Here is a 19,937-nt window from a genome sequence, read left to right as displayed (position 1 = left end):
GTCTATGCGGGCGACCTGAAGTGTTTGGAAAGTTTGAGCGCCTGGCCCTGATAGTTGGAGCCGATGCCTTCGCCATAGAGCGTGGCCGGGCGTTCTGCCATGTGCTCATAGACAAGGCGGCCAATTGTCTGGCCGTGTTCCACGATGAAGGGCACGTCGTGCGACCGGACTTCCAGAACGGCGCGTGAGCCGACGCCGCCGGCTCCGGAATGGCCGAAACCGGGATCGAAAAACCCTGCATAGTGGACGCGGAATTCGCCGACCAACGGGTCGAAAGGCACCATCTCCGCAGCATAGTCAGGCGGCACATGCACGGCCTCCTGGCTCACCAGAATATAAAAGGCGTTCGGATCAAGGATCAGCTCTCCGCGCTGGCGGCGGTGGATCGGTTCCCAGAAGTCGAGTGGGTCCTGAGCGCCGACAACATCGACGTCAATCAGGCCGGAATGATGCTTGGCACGGTATCCGATCAGGCTGCCTGGACCATTGCCTTCAAGATCGATTGAAAGTTGAACGCCGTTGCCGATCCGCTCGTTCCCCCCACTCATGAGCGTGTGGGATTTGTGTACCTCTTCCAGAATGTCGTCGGCAATCAGCGATTGGCCGCGTCGGAAACGGATCTGGCTTAGCCGAGAGCCTGAGCGGACCAGGATCGGGAAAGTGAGCGGTGATATCTCGGCGTAGAGCGGGCCTTGGTAGCCGGCAGGGATGGTGTCGAAGGCAAGGCCATTGTCGGTGATGACACGAGTGAAGACGTCGAGACGACCCGTGGAACTTTTCGGATTGGCAGTTGCCGAAATGTCTTCCGCCAGGGCAAGGCTTTCCTGCAAGGGCACAATATAGACGCACCCGGTTTCAAGAACCGCGCCTTCTGAAAGGTCGATTGTATGAAGCTTCAGCTGCTCCAGCCGGTCGGCAACCCGGATTGCCGGACCGGGCAGAAAGCTCGCGCGCACTCTGTAGGCCTCGCTCCCAAGCCTCAGGTCGAGGCTGGCAGGCTGGACCTGGCCGGTGACCGGAGGTTTGGCAGACGATATTTCACCGGCTGCGAACATCTCCTGAATGATGCGTTCGGGCAAAATGCCGCTGGCTGAAAGTGCTGCGCTACCGTTCAAGACCTGACCCGCCGTGACGTTCATATGGATTTCCCGCAAATTCCTTGCCTATCGTCCTTAACGGATAGGGCGGCTCGCGCCAACAGGCTTTGTGGTGGATGGCAGGCTTTTCGCCGAAGGAGATTGACCTTCGAAACGTTTTCCCTTAACAGACAGGCTCTTCGTGGTGATTTGGGCCGGCCGGCTTGCAGCCACGTTAAACAAGTCGCTAAAAAGGCCGGAGGTGCAAACCCCGGTCTTGAGGCTGGGGTTTTTTGCGTTTGGAGCATTGGAAGACATGACTGAGACCACCAAGACCGGAAACAAGAACTGGCGTCCTGCAACCGCATTGGTGCATGGCGGCACCATGCGGTCGCCCTTCGGTGAGACCTCAGAGACGATCTACCTGACACAGGGGTTCACCTATAGCGGAGCAGAAGCTGCCGAAGCCCGCTTCAACGGCGAGGATCCAGGCTATGTCTATTCCCGTTATGCCAACCCGACTGTCAGCATGTTCGAAGACCGGATCAAGGCGCTCGAAGGGGCAGAGGCCGCACGTGGGACCGCAAGTGGCATGGCGGCTGTCAATCTGGCGCTGATGGCGTCGGTCAAGGCGGGCGATCATGTGATTGCGGCCAAAGCGCTGTTCGGGTCGTGTCGATACATTTGTGAGACGCTCTTGCCGCGGTTCGGAGTTGAGAGCACGCTGGTGGACGGTACCGACATTGATCAGTGGAAAGCAGCCGTTCGACCGAACACCAAAGCGCTGTTTCTGGAAAGCCCAACCAATCCGACGCTCGAAGTGATCGACATTGCCGCGGTCGCCGATATCGCAAAAGAAGCAGGGGCGCGGTTGATTGTAGACAATGTTTTTGCGACGCCGCTTTATCAATCGCCGCTGAAGCTTGGTGCCGACGTTGTTGTCTATTCGGCGACAAAACACATTGACGGTCAGGGCCGTTGTCTGGGCGGGGTCGTCCTGTCAGATGAAGAATGGATCGTCGACGAGGTCATGCCCTTCATCAAGCATACCGGGCCCCACATGAGCCCTTTCAGTGCTTGGGTTCTTCTCAAGGGGCTGGAGACTTTACCGCTGCGCGTTGCGCGTCAGACCGAGAGCGCCGGTCAGGTTGCCGGTTTTCTGGCGGACCAGTCCAAGATCAGCCGGTTGATTTATCCCGGGCGCGCCGATCATCCGCAGGCTGAGGTGGTTCAGCGTCAGATGACAGCCGGATCAACGATGGTTGCCTTTGAAGTCGAGGGTGGCAAGGAGGCTGCCTTCCGCTTCACCAATGCGCTGGAGACCATCAAGATCTCCAACAATCTTGGGGACGCCAAAAGCCTGATCACCCATCCGGCCACCACGACCCACCAGTCGATCGGTGAAGAAGCGCGTGCGGAGCTGGATATATCCGACGGCATCTTGCGGCTGTCGGTTGGCCTGGAGGATCCACTGGATCTTCTGGAAGACGTTGAAAAGGCGCTCAGCGCGGTTTGATGAGTTCGCTGTACCAAGATGAAAAGCCCGGTCAAGTGCCGGGCTTTTTTCATTGGAATGCCATCCAGCTCCGTTGTGAGGGAGCAACACCTTGCGCTGGAACTGCTGCCAGGGAACCAAAACAAAGTGAATTGCCGTCCAAGGTATGCCAAGGAAACCCTTTGGATGGGCGGAGAGCTTTCCCGTTGAATACCTAAGGACAGGAAATGGCGCAGATGGCGGTTCAGTCCCGGTTCGGTTATCAGGCCTATATCATTTGTACTTCACCGCGCAGCGGCAGCACTCTGTTGTGCAGACTGCTGGCGGCAACAGGCGTTGCCGGAAGGCCGGAATCCTATTTCCACGTGCCGACACTGGCGGCCTGGCAGAAATCCCTGAACCTTCAGACTGTTGCCTACGAAGATAAGGCTTCGGCTCTGAAGGCAGTTTTCAACCGCGCTCGTTCCAAGGGAATGGGGGAGAGCAATCTCTTCGGCCTGCGATTGCAGCGGAAAAGCGCGAGCTTCTTCTTTGAGCAGCTGGAGTACATTCACTCAGACGTTTCAGGTGATCTGGCGCGCTTCGAGGCGGAATTCGGCAAAACATGTATTGTCCACCTGACACGGCAGGATAAGCTTGCCCAGGCGATCTCGTTGATCAAGGCAATGCAAACCGGCCTTTGGCACAAGGCGCCAGATGGAACCGAGCTGGAAAGAACCTCTGAACCGCAAGAACCGGACTACGACCGGGATCTGATCCGTAAGACGATTGAGGAAGTCACGCACTATGAAGATGCGTGGAGCAACTGGTTTTCGCGGGAAGGACTTGATCCCTATCGGATAACCTATGACGAATTGGCGACTGATCCGGAGACTGTCCTGGCCGATCTCATCACGCATCTCGGTTTTGATGGCGCTGTCGCCAAAGGCATTCCGCTGCCTGTGGCAAAACTTGCGGACAAAGTCAGTGAAGAATGGAAGACACGCTATCTTTTGGACGAAGGGCTCAACGACACAAGAGCCAAGTGACATTCAGCCCTAGGGCACCATCCTCGAGGAAGAGTGCATTCAGGCGCTCAAGCCCTAGTCTTTCAAGGCTGCGACGCCAATCATGACACGGGCCGCGGCTGAAACGAAACAAACCAACGCAAATCCCCAGGCCAAAACGGGGAACCAGGCGGGAAAGAGGGCCATCAATAGGAAAAGGGCGATGGTTTCAGCCCCTTCAGCCAGACCGCCGAGATAGTAGAGAGACTTGGAACCGCGTGCGTCCGTCGTCAACTGTTTACGTTCCGCCATGATTGCGAAGGCCAGAAAGGCTGAACCGTTGGCGTAGAAGCTGCATAGAAGGGCTGCTGCAGGAAGGGCGTTGTTTGCAGGGTCCAGCATGGCAAAAGCAAGCGGGATAGCGCCATAAAAGAAAAAGTCGAGTGTGATATCGAGGTATCCGCCGAGATCGGTCTTGCCGGAGGCTCGTGCAATTGCACCATCAAGGCCATCCGCCAGACGGTTCAAGCCAATCAGAAAGAAGCCGGCAAGCGTCGCGCCGCAAGCGATCGCCAGGGCTGCGACAAGACCCAAGGCGAAACCGAACAGGGTCACCGCGTTTGCACTGATGCCGGCAGCCGCCAACGCCTGACCCATTTGGTTCAGGGGCGGATCGATCAGAGGACGAATTCGGGCATCGAACATGTTGATGGTCACATAATTGGAAAATTCAGCGGTCTACATGCAAAATCCACTCGGAAATCACAAGTCAGTCCCTTTCACGCTTACGTCATACGCCTTATAAGCCCGTTTTGAATGAACGGGTCCTCACCCGGAAGCAAAAGGATTAATCGTGTCGGGCAGTTACAGCGCCACAACCGAAGGAATCGAAGTTTCCGTCGAACCATTTTATCTGGACGATGAATCGCGCCCGGAAGAAAGTGAATTTATCTGGGCCTATATGGTCGAGATCCACAATGGCGGCAACGAACCGGTTCAACTGAAATCCCGCTACTGGCAGATTACCGATGGCCTCGGACGGCAGGAAGAAGTGAGCGGACCGGGCGTCGTCGGAGAACAGCCGGTTATCGAGCCTGGGGAAACCTACGAATACTCCTCTCACTGCCCGCTGGCGACGGACAGCGGAATCATGGCGGGTGCCTATGAGATGGAGCGGCCCGACGGAACACTCTTCAACGTAACGATACCGGCGTTTTCACTGGACCTTCCTGACAGTATTCGGAGCTTGAACTGACGCGAAGCTACAGGACCTGAAACCAGAGCATAAGCGACCTGTCAGTTTTTAGTTTGAGAACGCGCTTGCTGCGCAATCCACGTCGTCAGTATATCCAGCGTTTCAGGCGCATAGGCGTACCGCCCCAAAGCGAGAAATGCTGCCTGGGACCACCATGGCATCTGGCCTTCAAGCTGGTAATTGAACCACTCTGCACGCAAAAGACTGTGCGTTCCGCCATTGATCATGTCGCTGCGATTTGCAGCATGCCCGGACGCCAAGAGACGCCGTTAGCGGCTTGAATTGTAGTCGGGGTCAACATTCAGATCTTCGCTTCCGTGCAGGGTTAGCACCGGAATCGTAATCTTCGTCAGATGGTCCGAAGAGTCCGCCGACAGGTTTTTTCGAACGAACCGGAAGCGACTGGCGCTCATGGGATGGGGTCCGGCAAGCTCGAGGTAGTCCTGGTAGTCGAAATCTTTGGCGATCATTTGTCGATTGGCAGCGGCACTTTTTTCCAACGCTGCTTCTATCTCGTCCGCAGAAACGCCGGTGCTTTCAAGACGGCGGCGCTGATAATAAAGACCTTGCCGCTGCCAGTTGACGGCACCGCCAATGATAATAGCGAATTCGGCGTTTGTGTTGCCTGCGGCAAGGTCCGCGATCACCCAGCCTCCCTGAGAGAAGCCAAGAACGCCCTTGCGGACCCCTGAAAGGTCCTCTTCCAATGCCAACGCCGTCAGTGCGGCTTCTGCAAGGTCTGCGCGTTCGGAAAGTGAATATTGCAGCCAGTCACCGTCGCTTTTGCCGATCCCTGGTTTGTCCCAGCAAAAGACAGCGATGCCGTCGTCAACGAGTGCATTGATGAGCGGCAGATAACCGCCATTGGCAAATCTGTCTGTCGGCCCGTCGCCGTGGATCAGAAGCACAAGCGAAGTCGGGTGTTCAGCCGGAAGGATCAACGACCCGGAAATCTGGTGTCGCTGGTCCTGAAAACTGAGCTCGCGTGTTTCAAACCTTGAAAGGTCAAAATCTCCAAGGCCGGAGAGAAAGACAATCAACGCAGCAATGGTCAACACCGAAAGAGCGGCAAAGCCTATTGGAAATATCCTGTTGCGTTTTTGCCTGGGTTTTTTCAACCCGTCGGTCCGCCTTGTTTAAACCGAGCGATGACGCGCAATTGCTCCACGTTCGATTGCTGCGACGGTCAGCTTGTCGAGACTGAACCGGTCACGAAGCAGCTGGAGGATGCGCAGCTCTTCCTGTTCAACGTGAAGATCGGCCGCTGCAACTTCGACAGCAAGCGCATAAGCCGTGTCGTAAAGCTTGGCCGGAAGCACGTCACCCACCAGCTCCAGCACCAGTTTGAGACCATCGTCTTCCTGCAGGATGTCACCGCAGCGTTGCGCGGCAGGGATGATCCGTGCGCTGTCATACCCTTGGAAGACCGGGAGCATCTTGACCACATCGCCAATCGTCGCCAGTTCCATATCGGTCATTTCGTTGTCCGACGCCGAGACGATGACCATCACATAGATGAGGGCTTCCTGTACGCTGATCGGCTCATTCATAGTCACTATTCATTCTCCAGTGGCGCCGGTTATGTTCGATTTCGAAGGCCCGGTGTATAGGCTTGGCGTGAAAGCTTCAAGTCGTGGACTTGCGACATGTGATTGCACATGAATGCTGCTTGATCTAGTGTCGCGCCGCAGCATTTGGCCCGAGGCCCCAAAAAGCCTTCCGTTATGTTGCGCAATTCATCCAAACAAACAGAACGAATTTATAAAATGACCGACCAATCCCTGCCTCCGCTTGACCTTTCGCAAGACTTTGTCGAGGCGGCCCGGAAATCGAAAGCCTGGCCGTTCGAAGAAGCGCGAAAACTGGTCAAACGTATCGAGAAGCGGGATCCGGAAAAGCCGGTTCTGTTCGAAACCGGCTATGGCCCGTCCGGTCTGCCGCATATCGGAACCTTCGGTGAAGTGCTGCGCACAACCATGGTGCGCACGGCTTTCCGTTTGCTCACAGAAGACAAGATACCGACGCGTCTCCTGTGTTTCTCCGATGATATGGACGGAATGCGCAAGATCCCGGAAAATGTTCCGGATCGGGCAGCACTTGAGCCATATCTTCAAATGCCTTTGAGCGCCGTTCCCAATCCGTTCGGTGGGGATTTCGACAGTTTCGCCGCTCACAACAATGCGATGTTGCGCCGGTTCCTCGATACATTCGGCTTCGACTACGAATTCGCGAGCGCGACGGAGTATTACAAGTCCGGCAAGTTCGACGAAGTCCTGATCCTGGCGACACAAAAATATCAGAAGATCATGGACGTCATGCTGCCGACGCTGGGCGAAGAGCGTCAGGCAACCTATTCACCTTTCCTGCCGATCTCGCCGAGTTCTGGGCGCGTTCTTTACGTGCCGATGAAAGAGGTCAACGCGAAAGACGGCACCATAACGTTCCAGGATGAAACCGGCGAGGACATCACTTTGCCGGTGACCGGTGGGCAGGTGAAGCTTCAGTGGAAGCCGGACTTTGGTATGCGCTGGGCGGCACTTGATGTCGATTTCGAAATGTTCGGCAAGGACCACATGACCAATGCGCCGATCTACGACAAGATCTGCAACATTTTGGGCGGAAAGGCTCCTGAGCACTATGTCTATGAGCTGTTCCTGGACGAAAAGGGAGAAAAGATTTCCAAGTCCAAGGGCAATGGCCTGACCATTGACGAATGGCTGACCTATGCGGCGCCTGAAAGCCTGGCGCTGTATAACTATCAGAAGCCCAAAACTGCAAAGAAGCTCTATTTCGACGTCATTCCGAAAGCGGTCGACGAGTACTACACGTTTGCTCAGAAATACGAGCAGATGCCGGTTGAGCAAAAGCTGCAGAATCCGGCCTGGCACATCCACTCCGGCAATATTCCGAAGATTGATTTGCCAGTGCCTTTTGCCATGCTGCTCAATCTGGTGTCAGCTTCCAATGCGGAAAACAAAGACGTCCTCTGGGCCTTCATCTCGCGCTATGCACCGGGTGTCACACCTGCGACGCATCCGGATCTGGATGCGCTCGTTGGTTATGCGATCCGTTACTTTGAGGACTTTGTTCGACCGGCCAAGTCGTTCAAGGCTCCAGACGAAACCGAGCAGGCCGCGCTTCGTCAGCTGGACGAAAAACTGGCAGCATTGCCGCAGGACGCCGATGGCGCGGCCATTCAGGATGCGGTGCTCGATGTGGCGCGTGCAATTGAGCGGTACCAGGATCCGAAGAAAAAAGGCCCTGATGGTGGTCCTGGAGTTTCGGTTGTCTGGTTCTCCGCGCTCTATCAGCTTCTGCTCGGCCAGGAAAAGGGCCCGCGTTTCGGCTCATTCGTGGCTCTTTACGGCATAGCCGAGACCCGGGAGATGATCCGGAAGGCACTCGCGGGCGAACTCTCGACCTAAACAGGAAAGGCGGCGTGAATGCCGCCTTTCAAATTCTGAAGACTATGGTTGCTGCGCTCATTGCTGGGGGGCAATGGCCGGATCGCCAAGGCCGAAAAGCGATGTGTCGTCTTCCGGTGCTTCGGGATCGGCTCTGAGGCTCCATTCGACGATTTCAGGCTCGATCACTTCAAGGCCGGGCAGTGCGGCAGTCGGGTCGTTTTCCCATTGTGTGGCAGGCAGGTCTTTCAACCATTCTGCCTGCCATTTGCCGATCTTTCGCTCCTTGGCCTTGAGTGCCAGTTCCTGCAGGTGGTCGGGGGCATTCTCAAGAGGATCCGCCCATCCATAGCGGACCAACCGGGTACTGAGATCTATCTTGCCTCTGCTGCAGGTTGCCAGGATTTGCCGGGGGCCGAGTTCTTCGATCTTTTCGCAGTTGACCTTGAATTGGCGGATCAATCCGCGCAGAAAAGTTCTGGCGCGCGCTCCGCAAGGCCAGGTGCCGCCAAGGCGGGAAACACAGGTCTCTTCCGGCTCGAGCGGAATAATGTGAGCCAGCTTGACCGTGATTTGGTTCGCACGCAGCCGGCCACCGTCCAGGACCTGCACCCTGACAAGTTCCAGAGGGCCATCCGGGATCGGCTCGACCGGCGGATCCTTGAGTTCCAGATAGCGCTTGGAAGGCGCAATACGCTTCAAACCGCCACTCACTTTTGGCGCGCTGACCCCGTCAGGTGAGACATCCCGGATGTTTCCTGGAAGAGGAGCGGGCGCTGCCGGGGCAGGTGGAGAAGTTTGCGCACTGGAGATTTCGTTTTGGGTCTCTGCCACCAAAGCCTTTGCCAGTTGGCCGTCACGGCTGGCGGCTGTTTCATCGGAGGATGAGTTAGGCGGGTCGGCCAACAACAGCACCGCAAGCAGACCGCCGGCGGCGGTCAGCACAAGAGCAGGTACCAAGACTGACCTCAGATTCATTCCGCTATTACTCGCTTTTCAGACACGGCGAATGATAGCGCCAAACGATTTGAATGCCGAGTGTGCAAATTGGAACAACGCTCTTTAGACGAGACAGGTGCGAATTTCGTATTTTGCTGTGTTGCTGCGTCTCTCATGGCAGAAGTTTCAGCGTTTATCCTTAAAAAAATGTCGTGCCGTGAACAAGTGGCCAATGGTCAGCTTGTTCGACAGAATTCACTTGAGTAGTGTCCTGCCGGCGGAATTGACGGCAGGATTGGAATAACCCGCGCTGCCGTCTCGCGAAAAGGCACACGGATGACCCTGATTTTCAAGATCGTTCCACGATCTCTTTGGCAGACCGCGATCCAGGAAGGACGCTTTAAAGGCGCTCCTGTGGATCTTTCGGATGGTTTCATACACTTTTCAACTGCGGATCAGGTGCGAGAAACGGCACAAAAGCACTTTGTCGGTCAGGAAAACCTGCTTTTGGCAGCCTTTGACACTGATGCCCTTGGTGAAGAGCTGAAGTGGGAGCCTTCGCGCGGCGGTGCCTTGTTTCCGCACCTTTATTCGGATCTTGACCCAGCGTCTGCTGTTTGGGTCAAGGAGCTGCCGCTCGGCAAGGATGGCGATCATGTCTTTCCGGAGTTGGGAAAATGAGTTTGCCGTGGTTGGACAAGGCGGCACTGAAGGTTCTTCGCGGTTTGGACGCAGAGACCGCGCACAAGATGACGATACTTGCGCTGAAGTCCGGTGTCCTGCCTGGCCAAAGACGCCGGTCTGACCCGCGTCTTGCGGTGAAACTATGGGATTTGACCTTCCCGAATCCTCTCGGCATGGCAGCAGGTTTCGATAAGAATGGCGAGGTACCGGATGCGCTTCTGAAGCTTGGGTTCGGTCATGCGGAAGTCGGATCCGTAACACCAAGGCCACAACCTGGTAATCCGCGTCCGCGCGTCTTTCGATTGCCTGCCGATCAGGGCGTTATCAATCGCTATGGATTTAACAATGACGGACACGAAGCGCTGCGCAAACGTCTTGATGCGAGGCGAAAACTTTCCGGCATTGTCGGTATCAATGTTGGGGCGAATAAGGATGCTGAGGACCGGATCGCCGACTATGTCAGCGGCATTTATGCCTTTGCCGACATCGCAACCTATTTCACCGTCAATATTTCATCGCCGAATACGCCCGGCCTGCGCGACCTGCAGGCGCGATCGGTTCTGGCCGAGCTTTTGACGGGCGTGATTTCTGCGCGTGATGAGTGCACTCAGAAAATTGGCCGTCATGTGCCCGTGCTTCTCAAGATAGCTCCAGATGTTGCAGATGAAGACCTTTCCGACATCGTCGAGGAAGTCCTGGCGAAAAGCGTCGATGGGTTGATCGTTTCAAACACCACAGTTAGCCGAGATGGCCTGAGCGGACATGGGCCGTCAGCTGAAGCCGGAGGCCTCTCGGGCCGTCCGCTTTTCCGCAAATCGACGATTATGCTCGCCAGGGCACGCAAGCTTGCAGGACCTGAATTGCCGATCATTGGAGTTGGCGGCATCGATAGCGCCGAAACCGCGTGGACCAAGATCACTGCGGGAGCAGATCTCTTGCAGCTCTATTCTTCGCTAGTTTTCAAAGGACCTGCATTGGTTGGTGATATTCTGGACGGGCTGTCGGACAAGCTTGAAGAACAGGGGCTTTCCTCGCTGAGGCAGGCGAGGGATGCCAACATGGACGCATGGGCAGGTGAAAAAGCCTGACATCAGCCTTCTTTAAAGGTTTCAGCTGCGCGTTTTTGACAGGCAGCCAGCATGGTGAAGCCCCGAGCGCCGAAAAACAGCAACAAGGCCAGCCAGAGACCATGATTGCCGAGATACGGGAAAAAGGCGTAGTAAGCAGCAAGGTAGAGCACCAGTGATAGGAGCATCATGTTGCGCATGGTGGAAGACCAGGTCGCACCAATAAAAACGCCGTCCATCTGAAATGCCAGCACACCGAACAGGGGTGTGAGCACCGCCCAGGCCAGGAAAGTTGCCGCTGTCTGCCTGACTTCCGGCGAAGTCGTCATGAAATCGATCATGAACGGTCCGAAGGCCCAAAAGAGCATTGCAAGAAGCCCGGCCAGTGCAAAGCTCCAAAGTGCCGTCAGTTTGAGTGTCCGGTCGAATGCGGGTCTGTGTTTCGCTCCAACGGCGCGTCCGGCCAGTTGTTCAGCCGCTGTGGCCAGACCATCCAGGAAGAACGCTGCAACCATGATGAATTTTTCAAGCAACGCATTGGCGGCCAGCACAATGTCACCCTGATCGGCCGAGCGTGCCATGAAGAACGCAAAGGCGTAGAGCAGCGTGAAGGAGCGGATCATGATATCGCGGTTGATCGCCATCATGCGCAACAGCAGCCGGCGATCGAATACAATGGCTGCAGCTGGCCAGCTTCCGTTCCTCGTTGCCGCAAAAATCAGAACAAGTCCGAAAATCGTTGCCGATATTTCGCTCAAAACGGTGGCAAACGCCACGCCTTCCACACTCCACCCGAGCCCGACCACGAACCACAGACTGAGAGCGATGTTGAGGCCGTTCAGAACCAGTTGCAGCAATAACCCGGTTCCGGCTTTGTTAAGTCCGATGAACCACCCCAAAATGGCATAGTTGGCCAGCAGAAAAGGAGCGCTGTAAACACGAACGTCGAAATAGCGGCTGGTTGCAGATTGCACGTCCTGGCTGCCGCCCATGAACCAGAGCCCGAATTCTTTAAGCGGCAATTGGGCGAAGATGACCGCAAGGCCACTCAAAAGAGCAATGACAAGGGCCCTGAGCAAAGTAGCCCGGACTTCCCGCTCGTTCCCGGCTCCCAAAGCTTGTGCCGTGAGGCCGGTCGTGCCGGAGCGCAGAAAGTTGAATGTCGTGAAGGCCAGGTCGAAGATGATCCCGCCGATCGCGATGCCGCCCAACAGCGCAGCGTCACCCAGCCGCCCGATGACCGCCATGTCGACCAGTCCGAGCAACGGTGTCGACAGATAGGCAAGTGTCATCGGCGCGGCGATTGCCAGCACGGAGCGGTGCGTTACGGAAAATGCAAATTTGGACGGCACGGGTGTGACACTACTGTGTGGCATGGAGATCTCTGAATGGACTGACGCTCTCTTTGTCCCGCTTAACCTGTTTCGTCAATCCACGAGCCTGCATACCCGATATTCCAGCATCCTTTGACGAAAGCGACTGTTCCGAAGCAGGGGTGTAAGACCTGAACGTCTGACCTATATTGCGGCCCATGTTACTGCCGATTGTTCATCATCCTGCCTATTGTGCTGATCTTCCTGCAAATCATCGTTTCCCGATGGACAAGTTTCGGGCAGTGGCCGATTTGATCCGGCAAGAAGGTTTTTTGGAGCAGGGTGACTTCTACCGGCCGCGGCCAGCTCCGTTCGAGTGGGTCGCTCTGGCTCATGATCCTGCTTACGTAGATCAGGTCTTCAATGGAAAGGTGCCGGACAAGATTGCTCGGGAAATAGGCTTTCCGATGCGGGAGGACATTGCGCTGCGCGCACGCTGCGCGACAGGTGGAACCGTGCTGACATGCTATCTGGCCTTAGAGCACGGCATTGCCTGCAACACTGCCGGAGGCAGCCACCATGCACGCCAAGCACACGGTGCCGGTTTCTGTGTTTTCAATGATGTGGCTGTTGCACTCAAGGTGATGCAGGCCGATGGAGCTATCGGTAAGGCATTGATCGTTGATCTTGATGTTCATCAGGGCGATGGAACCGCCGATATCTTTCAAGATGATCCGGATATTTTCACGTTCTCAATGCATTCCAAGAAGAACTATCCAGTGCGAAAGGTTCCTTCGCATCTCGACATCGCGCTGGCTGATCTGACCGGTGACGACGCCTATCTGATGAGGCTCACTGAAGTGCTGCGGGACTTGTTGGAGCGCGAAGCCTGGGATCTGGTCGTCTATAATGCCGGTGTCGACCCTTATGAGAACGATCGTCTGGGCAGGCTTGCACTCACCAGAGAAGGTCTGCGGCGACGCGACAGATTGGTGATTGAAAGTGTACGCTCTTTTGGAATTCCGATTGCAGGTGTGCTCGGCGGAGGTTATTCAACCGACATCGATGAACTTGCGGATCGGCATGTCACTCTGCATCGTGCCGCGAGGGCGGTCAGTTCCTGGTCCGGCCCATCGAGAGAAGGCGAGATACCAACCAGATCGGGACAACCACGATTGCGCCGATGACGAGGTAATTTCCCAACCTGCCGATTGCATTGAAGCCCATATCCCAGAGACGTTCGAAAAAGTTGAGAACCATGTAGACCAGGTCGATCGGGTCCAGGTTAAGTGCGGACAAGACGATCCCGACCACGAAGGAAAGGAAAACAAGCCGCAACAGCACCTGAGCGGGAGAGCCTCCGAGAAAACGGCTCAAGCCGGTGTCTGACATGCGTTTCTCCTGATCCTGCGTTAATTTCTGAATTGTTCCGGAAGTTAGGAATAATCGTACCGGATTACAATGGCAGGCCTTCGGATGCGTTCAAAACCCCGAATAATTGTATGTGGTGGCGTAAATGGTAAAATCCTTTACGCGTCAGGCCAATTACTTACTTCGCATTATCGGTAATGATGATTCTAGGTTGGATAAATCGGTGGCAGAGCGAAATCCCACAATCGCGGCCAACTGACCAACCTCTACCTGTGGTGAAAGACATTCGTCGGCCCGGCGCGGAAAAACGGGTTTGGCAAACAAAACGATCACGCTGCGGGATGGGCCGGAAAAATATCGAAGACGGAACGGTCTCTATGCATGTCGTAGTCCGAAACCGTTTTTGGAAATGGGTAGCTGAGCGGGAGTTTTCGCTACCTGACGGCAAATAGAATGTTCTTAGGCACGGTGGCTCACTTGCCCGAAAGTACCACCGTGCCCCAATTCTTCCAATTTCTGATCAGTCAGCTGTAATCGCTTCCCGCAGGCGCGGCCGGGTGGCGTGCGCACTTTTGTTTTTTGGTGAAGGCTGGGTGAATTGCTTGACACTGTCGTCTGAAGCGGGATCGCCATTGATCGACAGAGGTTTCTCCGGCGCTTCCCGAACCTTGCGGGGAGAAACTCCGAACCATGCCTTCACAGCGCGGGAGAATGTACTGAGTTCTGAAAAACCCAAAAGATAGGCTATTTCCTTCATGGGCAGATCCGTGCTGCGCAGGTACCTTTCTGCGGCCGATCGGCGGATTTCTTCGCTGAGTTTGCGGAAACTCGTGCCTTCCTTTTCCAATAGGCGCTGCACGGCACGTTGCGACATTCCGAGTTTTGCTGCCACATGTGGCAGAGTGCAGGAGCCGTCGGCCAGATTGGATGCGACTTCATTCGCAATTCTGGACAGCGGTGCTTCCAGTTCACCGAACCGGTCCAGTTCGCTCAAAGCCGATTTCAGGATGATATCGTAAAGATGGGCGTCGTTGCGGCGAAGCGGACGCGACAACAGAGCCTTTGGCAAGGCGATCCTGTTGTGAGGTGCGTTGAAGCGGATGCGGCCTTGGTACTTTTTCTGAAAGGCTGATCTATTTTTGGGTTCCGAAGTCGCCAATTCGATCATGATCGGTGGCGTTTTCATGTCCAGAGCATGTTCCAGCTGCTGTGTCGCCCAGCCCATCCGCGCAAACATGTTCTGCCGCCATTCACCGCGACCTTCCAGGATCGGCCATTGAACGTAGCCACCGGTCTCATCTTCTTCGAAGGTCATGCGGTAGGCATTGGTGCGGATCGAAATAAACTTCACCCAGGCCTGACATGCATCGCGCAAGGTCGGCGCACAGGCAAAAAGATAGTCGAATATGGAAAAACAGCCGATATCGACATTGTTGAACAGGTCGAACATGACGGCATCGTTGCCAAGTTTCTCGGCAATATACTCAAAGACACCATGCCAGGCTGTTATGGGAACAACGCCCTGGGGGTCTTCCAGGCTCGCAAGGTCAAAGTTGTAACGTTGCGCCAGATATGGCCAGTCCAAATCTTCGTTTGAACAAATATCGCGCAATACGCGGAAAACGTCCGCGCGCGCCCATTCGCCATCAAGCGACATTCCCAACTCCAGCCGACGTGCACAGCTCTTTTACGAAATGTGCATGACAAGTCGTGAAGGATCAAGTTTTGACGTGATTTGCTAACACATATCACGTGCAAAATACGTAAAAATGACAATACCGCCCCTGAAAAGAGGCGGTATCTGCGCGAAGATTAAGCGGCGTCCTTGTCCAATTGAGGCGTTTTCGGCGGGAATCTCCCATAAAAACTCTGATTGTCCTTGGCCATGTCCCGGAGCAATTTGTTGGGTTTGAAACGCGGGCCCCATTTGCGGGTGAACTTTTTGCAAAGCTCCACGAAAGCCGGGGTGCCCATCATGTCGATATAGGACAGTGTCCCACCGGAATAAGGTGCGAACCCGAAGCCGAGGATCGAGCCGACGTCAGCTTCACGCACATCGGTCAGGCATTTCTCTTCGAATATTCGCGCGGTTTCCAGAGCCTGCATCACCAAGAGGCGCTGCTTCAATTCTTCAATGTTGAAGCTTTCTGCGGACTTCGGCTGACCGGTAACCTCCGGAATGCCAGGCCACAGGCTCTTTTCCTTGCCCTTGTAGTCATAGAAGCCCTTGGCATTCTTGCGTCCGAAGCGTTCGCGCTTGACCACCATTTCTTCCAGAATGTTGTCCAGAGGTCCTTCGACGTATTTGACGCCGAGGTCCTTGCGTGTCGCCGAAACGATCTTCCAGGCAAGATCCAGCGCCACTTCATCGCCGAGCGAGAGCGGCCCAACAGGCATGCCGGCCATTTTGCCCGCATTTTCGATCATTGCCGCTGGAACACCGTCCGCAAGCATCATCAGGCCTTCGCGGATATAGGTCATGACAACGCGGGATGTATAGAAACCGCGACTGTCGTTGACCACAATCGGTGTCTTCTTGATTGCCTTGATGTAGTCGAGAGCCAGGGCGAGGGCCCGGTCCGAAGTGCGTTTTCCAAGGATCACCTCAACCAGCATCATCTTGTCGACCGGCGAGAAGAAATGGATGCCGATGAAATTTTTCGGCCGCTTGGAAGCTTGGGCCAGGGACGTGATCGGCAGTGTTGACGTGTTTGATGCAAAGATTGCGCGGGACTTCATGACCGCTTCGGCCTTTTCCGTCACGGTCTTTTTGATATCCCGGTCCTCGAACACCGCCTCGATAACGAGATCGCAGTCCGCAAGCGCATCGTAGTCGGTGGTCGCCACGATCTTGGCCAGCAGTTTTTCCTTCTGGTCTTCGCTGGCCCTGCCTCGCTTGATCGCCTTGTTCATCAGCTCTTCGGTATGAGCCTCGCCCTTGTCCGCAGCTTCCTGATCCCGATCGATCAACACGATATCTATTCCGGCTTGAGCCGAAACATACGCGATGCCGGCTCCCATGAAACCGGCTCCCAGAATCCCAACTTTCTTGATCTTGTTCGGCCGTTGGTCGAGCGGGCGGCGTGCCAGCTTGTTGAGTTCCTGCATCGACACGAAGAGTGAACGGATCATGTTGGCAGCTTCAGGCGTTTGCAGAACCTTGGCGAAGTAACGGCTTTCCACCTGCAATGCGAGATCCATCGGCAGCTGCAGACCTTCAACAACGGAATGCAGCAGGTAGCGCGCTCCTGGATAATTGTCGTGGGTCTCGCGCCGGTAGATTGCATTCGCTGCAGGCCAAAACTGGAACCCAGCTGGAGAGTAGATCTTGCCATTGGGCAGCTTGTAGCCCTTCTTGTCCCACTCCTTGACCGGATCGATTCCGGCCTTCAGCATCTTTTTGGCAGCTGCGACAAGTTTTCTTGTGCCGGTCACCTCATCGACCAGTTTCATTTTTTGAGCCTGCGGAGCGCGCAAGGTTCGTCCCTGCAGCAGGAATTGCATGCCTTGCTGGCCATCTGTCATCCGCATGACACGCTGCGTGCCGCCAGCGCCTGGGAAAAGGCCGACCTTTACCTCCGGCAAGCCCATTTTCAGGCCCTCATCGACAACCCGTGCATGACAAGCCAGGGCAAGCTCCGTTCCGCCACCCATGCAGGTGCCGGCAACGGCGGCCACGAACGGCTTGCCGCAGGTTTCCAGTTTCCGATAGGCCAGTGACAGTTTACGCGAGCCTTCAAACAAGGCCTTGGCGGCTGCCTCCGGATCGCTTCCGCGCTTGATATGGAAGTCCTTCAAGAGACCCTCCAGCATCGTCAGGTCCGCGCCTCCCGAAAAGGCTGCCTTGCCGGATGCAATGACAGCGCCTTTGATGGCGTCGTTGCCGGCAACTTCATCAATCAGGGCGTCCAGCTCGTCCATGACCGAAAGATCAATGACGTTCATCGATTTTTCCGGCATGTCCCAGGTGATCAGCGCCAAGCCGTCGGTATCGGTCTCAATGGCGAAATTCTTGTAGTTCATCTGACATTCCTCCTCGGTCTCAAGCGCCGTTGGTCAAGTGGGCGCGCTGTTGCGCTGCCGACTTCGTGCCTTCCACGACCACGTCGCCCGTGTGTTTGGTTTCTGCAGGTTCAAAAAGCATCACCCAGCATTCGTTCTCAGCCAGCGGGTTGTGTTCCACACCTTTGGGAACCACATGCAGTTCGCCAGCGGACAAAACCACATCTTCGCGATCGCGGTACTGAATGGTCAGACTGCCTTTGACGATGAAGAACAGTTCGTCCTCGTCGGCATGGTCGTGCCAGACAAACTCGCCTTTCAACTTGGCCAGTTTGACACTCTGATTGTTGACATCGGCAACAACCCGCGGCGACCAGTAGTCGGTAATCTGGCCGAACTCCCTGTCGAGATTGCTGATCATCGCTCAGACCCGCTCGATGATTGTGGCCGTGCCCATGCCCGCGCCAATGCAAAGCGTTACCAGAGCCGTGTTGAGGTCCCTGCGCTCCAGTTCATCAAGCACGGTTCCAAGGATCATGGCTCCGGTTGCACCCAGAGGATGCCCCATGGCGATGGCTCCGCCATTGACGTTGACGACGTCAGGATCGAGATCGAAGGCCTGCTGATAACGCAGGACAACGGAAGCAAACGCCTCGTTGATCTCGACAAGGTCGATGTCCTTCATATCCATCTTGGCGTTTTTCAGAAGCTTCTCGGTAACATCCACCGGCCCGGTCAGCATCAGGGCAGGTTCGGAACCGATATTGGCGAATGCCTTGATGCGTGCCCGCGGCTTGAGCCCGGAGGAGCGCCCCGCCGTGCTGGAGCCGATCAGGACTGCGGCAGCACCGTCCACAATGCCGGACGAGTTACCGGCGTGGTGCACATGTTTGACGTTTTCGATTTCCGGATGCGCCTGAATACCGACGGCATCAAAACCACCCATTGCGCCCATCAGTTCGAAAGATGCATTGAGCGCGGCGAGCGACTGCATATCCGTTTCTGGCCGCATGTGCTCGTCTCGATCGAGAATGGTAATGCCGTTGATGTCCTTCACCGGGACCACCGACTTGGAAAAGCGTCCTTCGTCCCAGGATTTTCCGGCGCGTTTCTGGCTTTCCACGGCATAGGCATCGCAATCGTCGCGAGAGAAGCCATATTTGGTGGCGATCAGATCCGCGGAAACACCTTGTGGCATGAAATAGGAAGGAACGGCGACTTGTGGTTCAATTGGCCAGGCACCTCCAGAAGCACCAATGCCAACGCGGCTCATGCTCTCCACGCCACCTGCGACCACCAGTTTGTGTTGACCAGCCATGACCTGGGCGGACGCCATGTTGACCGCGTCAAGCCCAGAGGCACAAAATCGGTTGATCTGCATGCCGGGAACCGACGTCGCATATCCGGCGGCAAAGACAGCTGCACGGGCGATGTCACCGCCTGCTTCTCCGACCGGATCTACGCAGCCGAGCACGACATCATCGACTTTTGCCGTATCCAGTGAATTGCGATCACGAATGGCTTCCAGAGCTGTTGCTGCCAGACGTACGGACGGAACTTCATGCAAAGCACCGTCCTTTTTTCCGCGGCCGCGCGGCGTGCGCACGTGGTCGAAAATATAGGCTTCGGGCATCAGATCCTCCTCAAGATCAGACGATCCTCACTTGGCGTCCGGCAGGGGATGGCCGGGCATGAGGTCATAGGGGTGTTTCCAACCGGGCAGGGCCTTGATCCGGTCCAGCCAGGCAATGACGTTGGGATAGGGTGCGAAATCAATGCCGGTCTCGTCTCGGACATAAAGGTATCCGCACAGAGAAAAGTCGGCTGTCGTTGGCTTCGACCCGATGGCGAATGCGTTGTGTTCGAAGTGATTGTTCAGGATGGCGAGAGCAGATTTCACACGTCCGTCGAGCCAGCCGGTTACTTCGGTTTCACCGGTCTTGATCAACGCGCGCAGGAAGCGAAGCGGGCCGATCATGCCGGAGACTTTTTGATTGTCGAAGATGGTCCAGCGCAGAACTTCGCGGCGTTCTTCTGCGGTGTCGCCACCGAATTTGCCGAACTTTTCCGTTAGGTAATCCAGAATGACGCCGGACTGGGTCAGGACATTCGATCCTTCGACGAGAACCGGAACTTCACCCATCTCATTCAGTGTCGTGCGAAATTCTTCCGTACGGGTTTCTCCATTGAAGAAGTCCACCCATTTGGGCTCCCAATCGGCACCGCACAATTCCAGCATCAAGGCCACTTTGTAGGAGTGACCCGATTGTGCCATGCAGTGAAGAACGAATTCAGCCATAACTTGATTATCTCCCTGGCAAATCAGTTGAGGGGCGAGACTAACG

The 19,937-nt window shown here is 55.7% G+C and carries 19 protein-coding genes and 1 riboswitch; of the genes, 7 read left to right on the top strand and 12 right to left on the bottom strand.

Going from position 1 to position 19,937, the window contains the following annotated elements:
• Positions 1-2 precede the first annotated feature (2 nt).
• On the bottom strand, positions 3-1,139 hold the full coding sequence (locus tag K1718_RS21640) for a 2'-deoxycytidine 5'-triphosphate deaminase (protein ID WP_265680888.1): 1,137 nt from the start codon (positions 1,137-1,139) through the stop codon (positions 3-5).
• Positions 1,140-1,268: 129 nt separating this feature from the next.
• Positions 1,269-1,348, top strand: a riboswitch (SAM riboswitch).
• 44 nt (positions 1,349-1,392) lie between these two features.
• On the opposite strand from K1718_RS21640, the gene K1718_RS21635 reads away from it, so the two are divergent.
• On the top strand, positions 1,393-2,592 hold the full coding sequence (locus K1718_RS21635; RefSeq protein ID WP_265680889.1) for an O-succinylhomoserine sulfhydrylase: 1,200 nt from the start codon (positions 1,393-1,395) through the stop codon (positions 2,590-2,592).
• A 206-nt stretch (positions 2,593-2,798) separates the two neighbouring features.
• The gene (locus K1718_RS21630) at positions 2,799-3,599 is read left to right on the top strand and encodes a Stf0 family sulfotransferase (RefSeq protein ID WP_265680890.1); all 801 of its coding nucleotides are present in this window, start codon (positions 2,799-2,801) and stop codon (positions 3,597-3,599) included.
• Between the two features lie 54 nt (positions 3,600-3,653).
• On the opposite strand, the gene K1718_RS21625 is transcribed toward K1718_RS21630, so the two are convergent.
• Positions 3,654-4,262: a CDP-alcohol phosphatidyltransferase family protein gene (locus K1718_RS21625; protein WP_152502921.1), complete on the bottom strand. Its 609-nt coding sequence runs from the start codon at positions 4,260-4,262 to the stop codon at positions 3,654-3,656.
• A 148-nt stretch (positions 4,263-4,410) separates the two neighbouring features.
• Between K1718_RS21625 and apaG the strand changes: the two genes are divergently transcribed.
• Positions 4,411-4,812 (top strand): Co2+/Mg2+ efflux protein ApaG, encoded by a 402-nt coding sequence (gene apaG / locus K1718_RS21620; protein WP_265680891.1) that lies wholly within the window; start codon positions 4,411-4,413, stop codon positions 4,810-4,812.
• A gap of 269 nt (positions 4,813-5,081) precedes the next feature.
• On the opposite strand, the gene K1718_RS21615 is transcribed toward apaG, so the two are convergent.
• Positions 5,082-5,930, bottom strand: a complete 849-nt coding sequence (locus K1718_RS21615) for an alpha/beta hydrolase family protein (RefSeq protein ID WP_265680892.1) — start codon at positions 5,928-5,930, stop codon at positions 5,082-5,084.
• Positions 5,931-5,948: 18 nt separating this feature from the next.
• Positions 5,949-6,362 carry a tellurite resistance TerB family protein gene (locus K1718_RS21610; RefSeq protein ID WP_152504394.1) on the bottom strand — a complete coding sequence of 138 codons (414 nt, stop codon included), beginning with the start codon at positions 6,360-6,362 and terminating at the stop codon, positions 5,949-5,951.
• 216 nt (positions 6,363-6,578) lie between these two features.
• Here K1718_RS21610 and K1718_RS21605 point away from each other — a divergent pair, with 216 nt between their 5' ends.
• Positions 6,579-8,237 (top strand): lysine--tRNA ligase, encoded by a 1,659-nt coding sequence (locus K1718_RS21605; RefSeq protein ID WP_265680893.1) that lies wholly within the window; start codon positions 6,579-6,581, stop codon positions 8,235-8,237.
• A 57-nt stretch (positions 8,238-8,294) separates the two neighbouring features.
• Here K1718_RS21605 and K1718_RS21600 read toward each other — a convergent pair whose 3' ends face one another.
• Positions 8,295-9,194 carry a thermonuclease family protein gene (locus tag K1718_RS21600; RefSeq protein ID WP_265680894.1) on the bottom strand — a complete coding sequence of 300 codons (900 nt, stop codon included), beginning with the start codon at positions 9,192-9,194 and terminating at the stop codon, positions 8,295-8,297.
• A gap of 297 nt (positions 9,195-9,491) precedes the next feature.
• Between K1718_RS21600 and K1718_RS21595 the strand changes: the two genes are divergently transcribed.
• Positions 9,492-9,836 (top strand): DUF952 domain-containing protein, encoded by a 345-nt coding sequence (locus K1718_RS21595; RefSeq protein ID WP_152502917.1) that lies wholly within the window; start codon positions 9,492-9,494, stop codon positions 9,834-9,836.
• Positions 9,833-10,927 carry a quinone-dependent dihydroorotate dehydrogenase gene (locus tag K1718_RS21590; RefSeq protein WP_265680895.1) on the top strand — a complete coding sequence of 365 codons (1,095 nt, stop codon included), beginning with the start codon at positions 9,833-9,835 and terminating at the stop codon, positions 10,925-10,927. The genes K1718_RS21595 and K1718_RS21590 overlap by 4 nt, the downstream gene beginning before the upstream one ends.
• Before the next feature lie 2 nt (positions 10,928-10,929).
• Here K1718_RS21590 and K1718_RS21585 read toward each other — a convergent pair whose 3' ends face one another.
• The gene (locus K1718_RS21585; protein ID WP_265680896.1) at positions 10,930-12,282 is read right to left on the bottom strand and encodes an MATE family efflux transporter; all 1,353 of its coding nucleotides are present in this window, start codon (positions 12,280-12,282) and stop codon (positions 10,930-10,932) included.
• A 155-nt stretch (positions 12,283-12,437) separates the two neighbouring features.
• Between K1718_RS21585 and K1718_RS21580 the strand changes: the two genes are divergently transcribed.
• Entirely contained in the window at positions 12,438-13,406 is a 969-nt protein-coding gene (locus K1718_RS21580) for a histone deacetylase family protein (protein ID WP_265680897.1), read from the top strand.
• On the opposite strand, the gene K1718_RS21575 is transcribed toward K1718_RS21580, so the two are convergent.
• The 6 genes from K1718_RS21575 to K1718_RS21550 all read right to left on the bottom strand — a co-directional run bounded on the left by K1718_RS21575 (position 13,333) and on the right by K1718_RS21550 (position 19,891).
• Positions 13,333-13,611, bottom strand: coding sequence for a DUF6460 domain-containing protein (locus K1718_RS21575; RefSeq protein ID WP_152502913.1), 279 nt, complete (start codon positions 13,609-13,611; stop codon positions 13,333-13,335). The two genes, K1718_RS21580 and K1718_RS21575, sit on opposite strands and share 74 nt — an antisense overlap.
• A 499-nt stretch (positions 13,612-14,110) precedes the next feature.
• Positions 14,111-15,247: an AraC family transcriptional regulator gene (locus tag K1718_RS21570; protein ID WP_152502912.1), complete on the bottom strand. Its 1,137-nt coding sequence runs from the start codon at positions 15,245-15,247 to the stop codon at positions 14,111-14,113.
• A gap of 155 nt (positions 15,248-15,402) precedes the next feature.
• On the bottom strand, positions 15,403-17,613 hold the full coding sequence (locus tag K1718_RS21565; RefSeq protein WP_265680898.1) for a 3-hydroxyacyl-CoA dehydrogenase NAD-binding domain-containing protein: 2,211 nt from the start codon (positions 17,611-17,613) through the stop codon (positions 15,403-15,405).
• A gap of 19 nt (positions 17,614-17,632) precedes the next feature.
• Complete coding sequence (locus K1718_RS21560; protein ID WP_152502910.1) at positions 17,633-18,013, bottom strand: cupin domain-containing protein; 381 nt, start codon at positions 18,011-18,013, stop codon at positions 17,633-17,635.
• A 3-nt stretch (positions 18,014-18,016) separates the two neighbouring features.
• Positions 18,017-19,225 carry an acetyl-CoA C-acetyltransferase gene (locus K1718_RS21555; RefSeq protein WP_265680899.1) on the bottom strand — a complete coding sequence of 403 codons (1,209 nt, stop codon included), beginning with the start codon at positions 19,223-19,225 and terminating at the stop codon, positions 18,017-18,019.
• Between the two features lie 27 nt (positions 19,226-19,252).
• Positions 19,253-19,891, bottom strand: coding sequence for a glutathione S-transferase family protein (locus K1718_RS21550; RefSeq protein ID WP_152502908.1), 639 nt, complete (start codon positions 19,889-19,891; stop codon positions 19,253-19,255).
• Positions 19,892-19,937: the final 46 nt, after the last annotated feature.

It is taken from the genome of Roseibium porphyridii, from assembly GCF_026191725.2.
Lineage (GTDB): Bacteria > Pseudomonadota > Alphaproteobacteria > Rhizobiales > Stappiaceae > Roseibium > Roseibium porphyridii.
The sequence above is the reverse complement of the archived record's forward strand: the minus strand, read 5'-3'. Positions and strand labels throughout refer to the sequence as shown.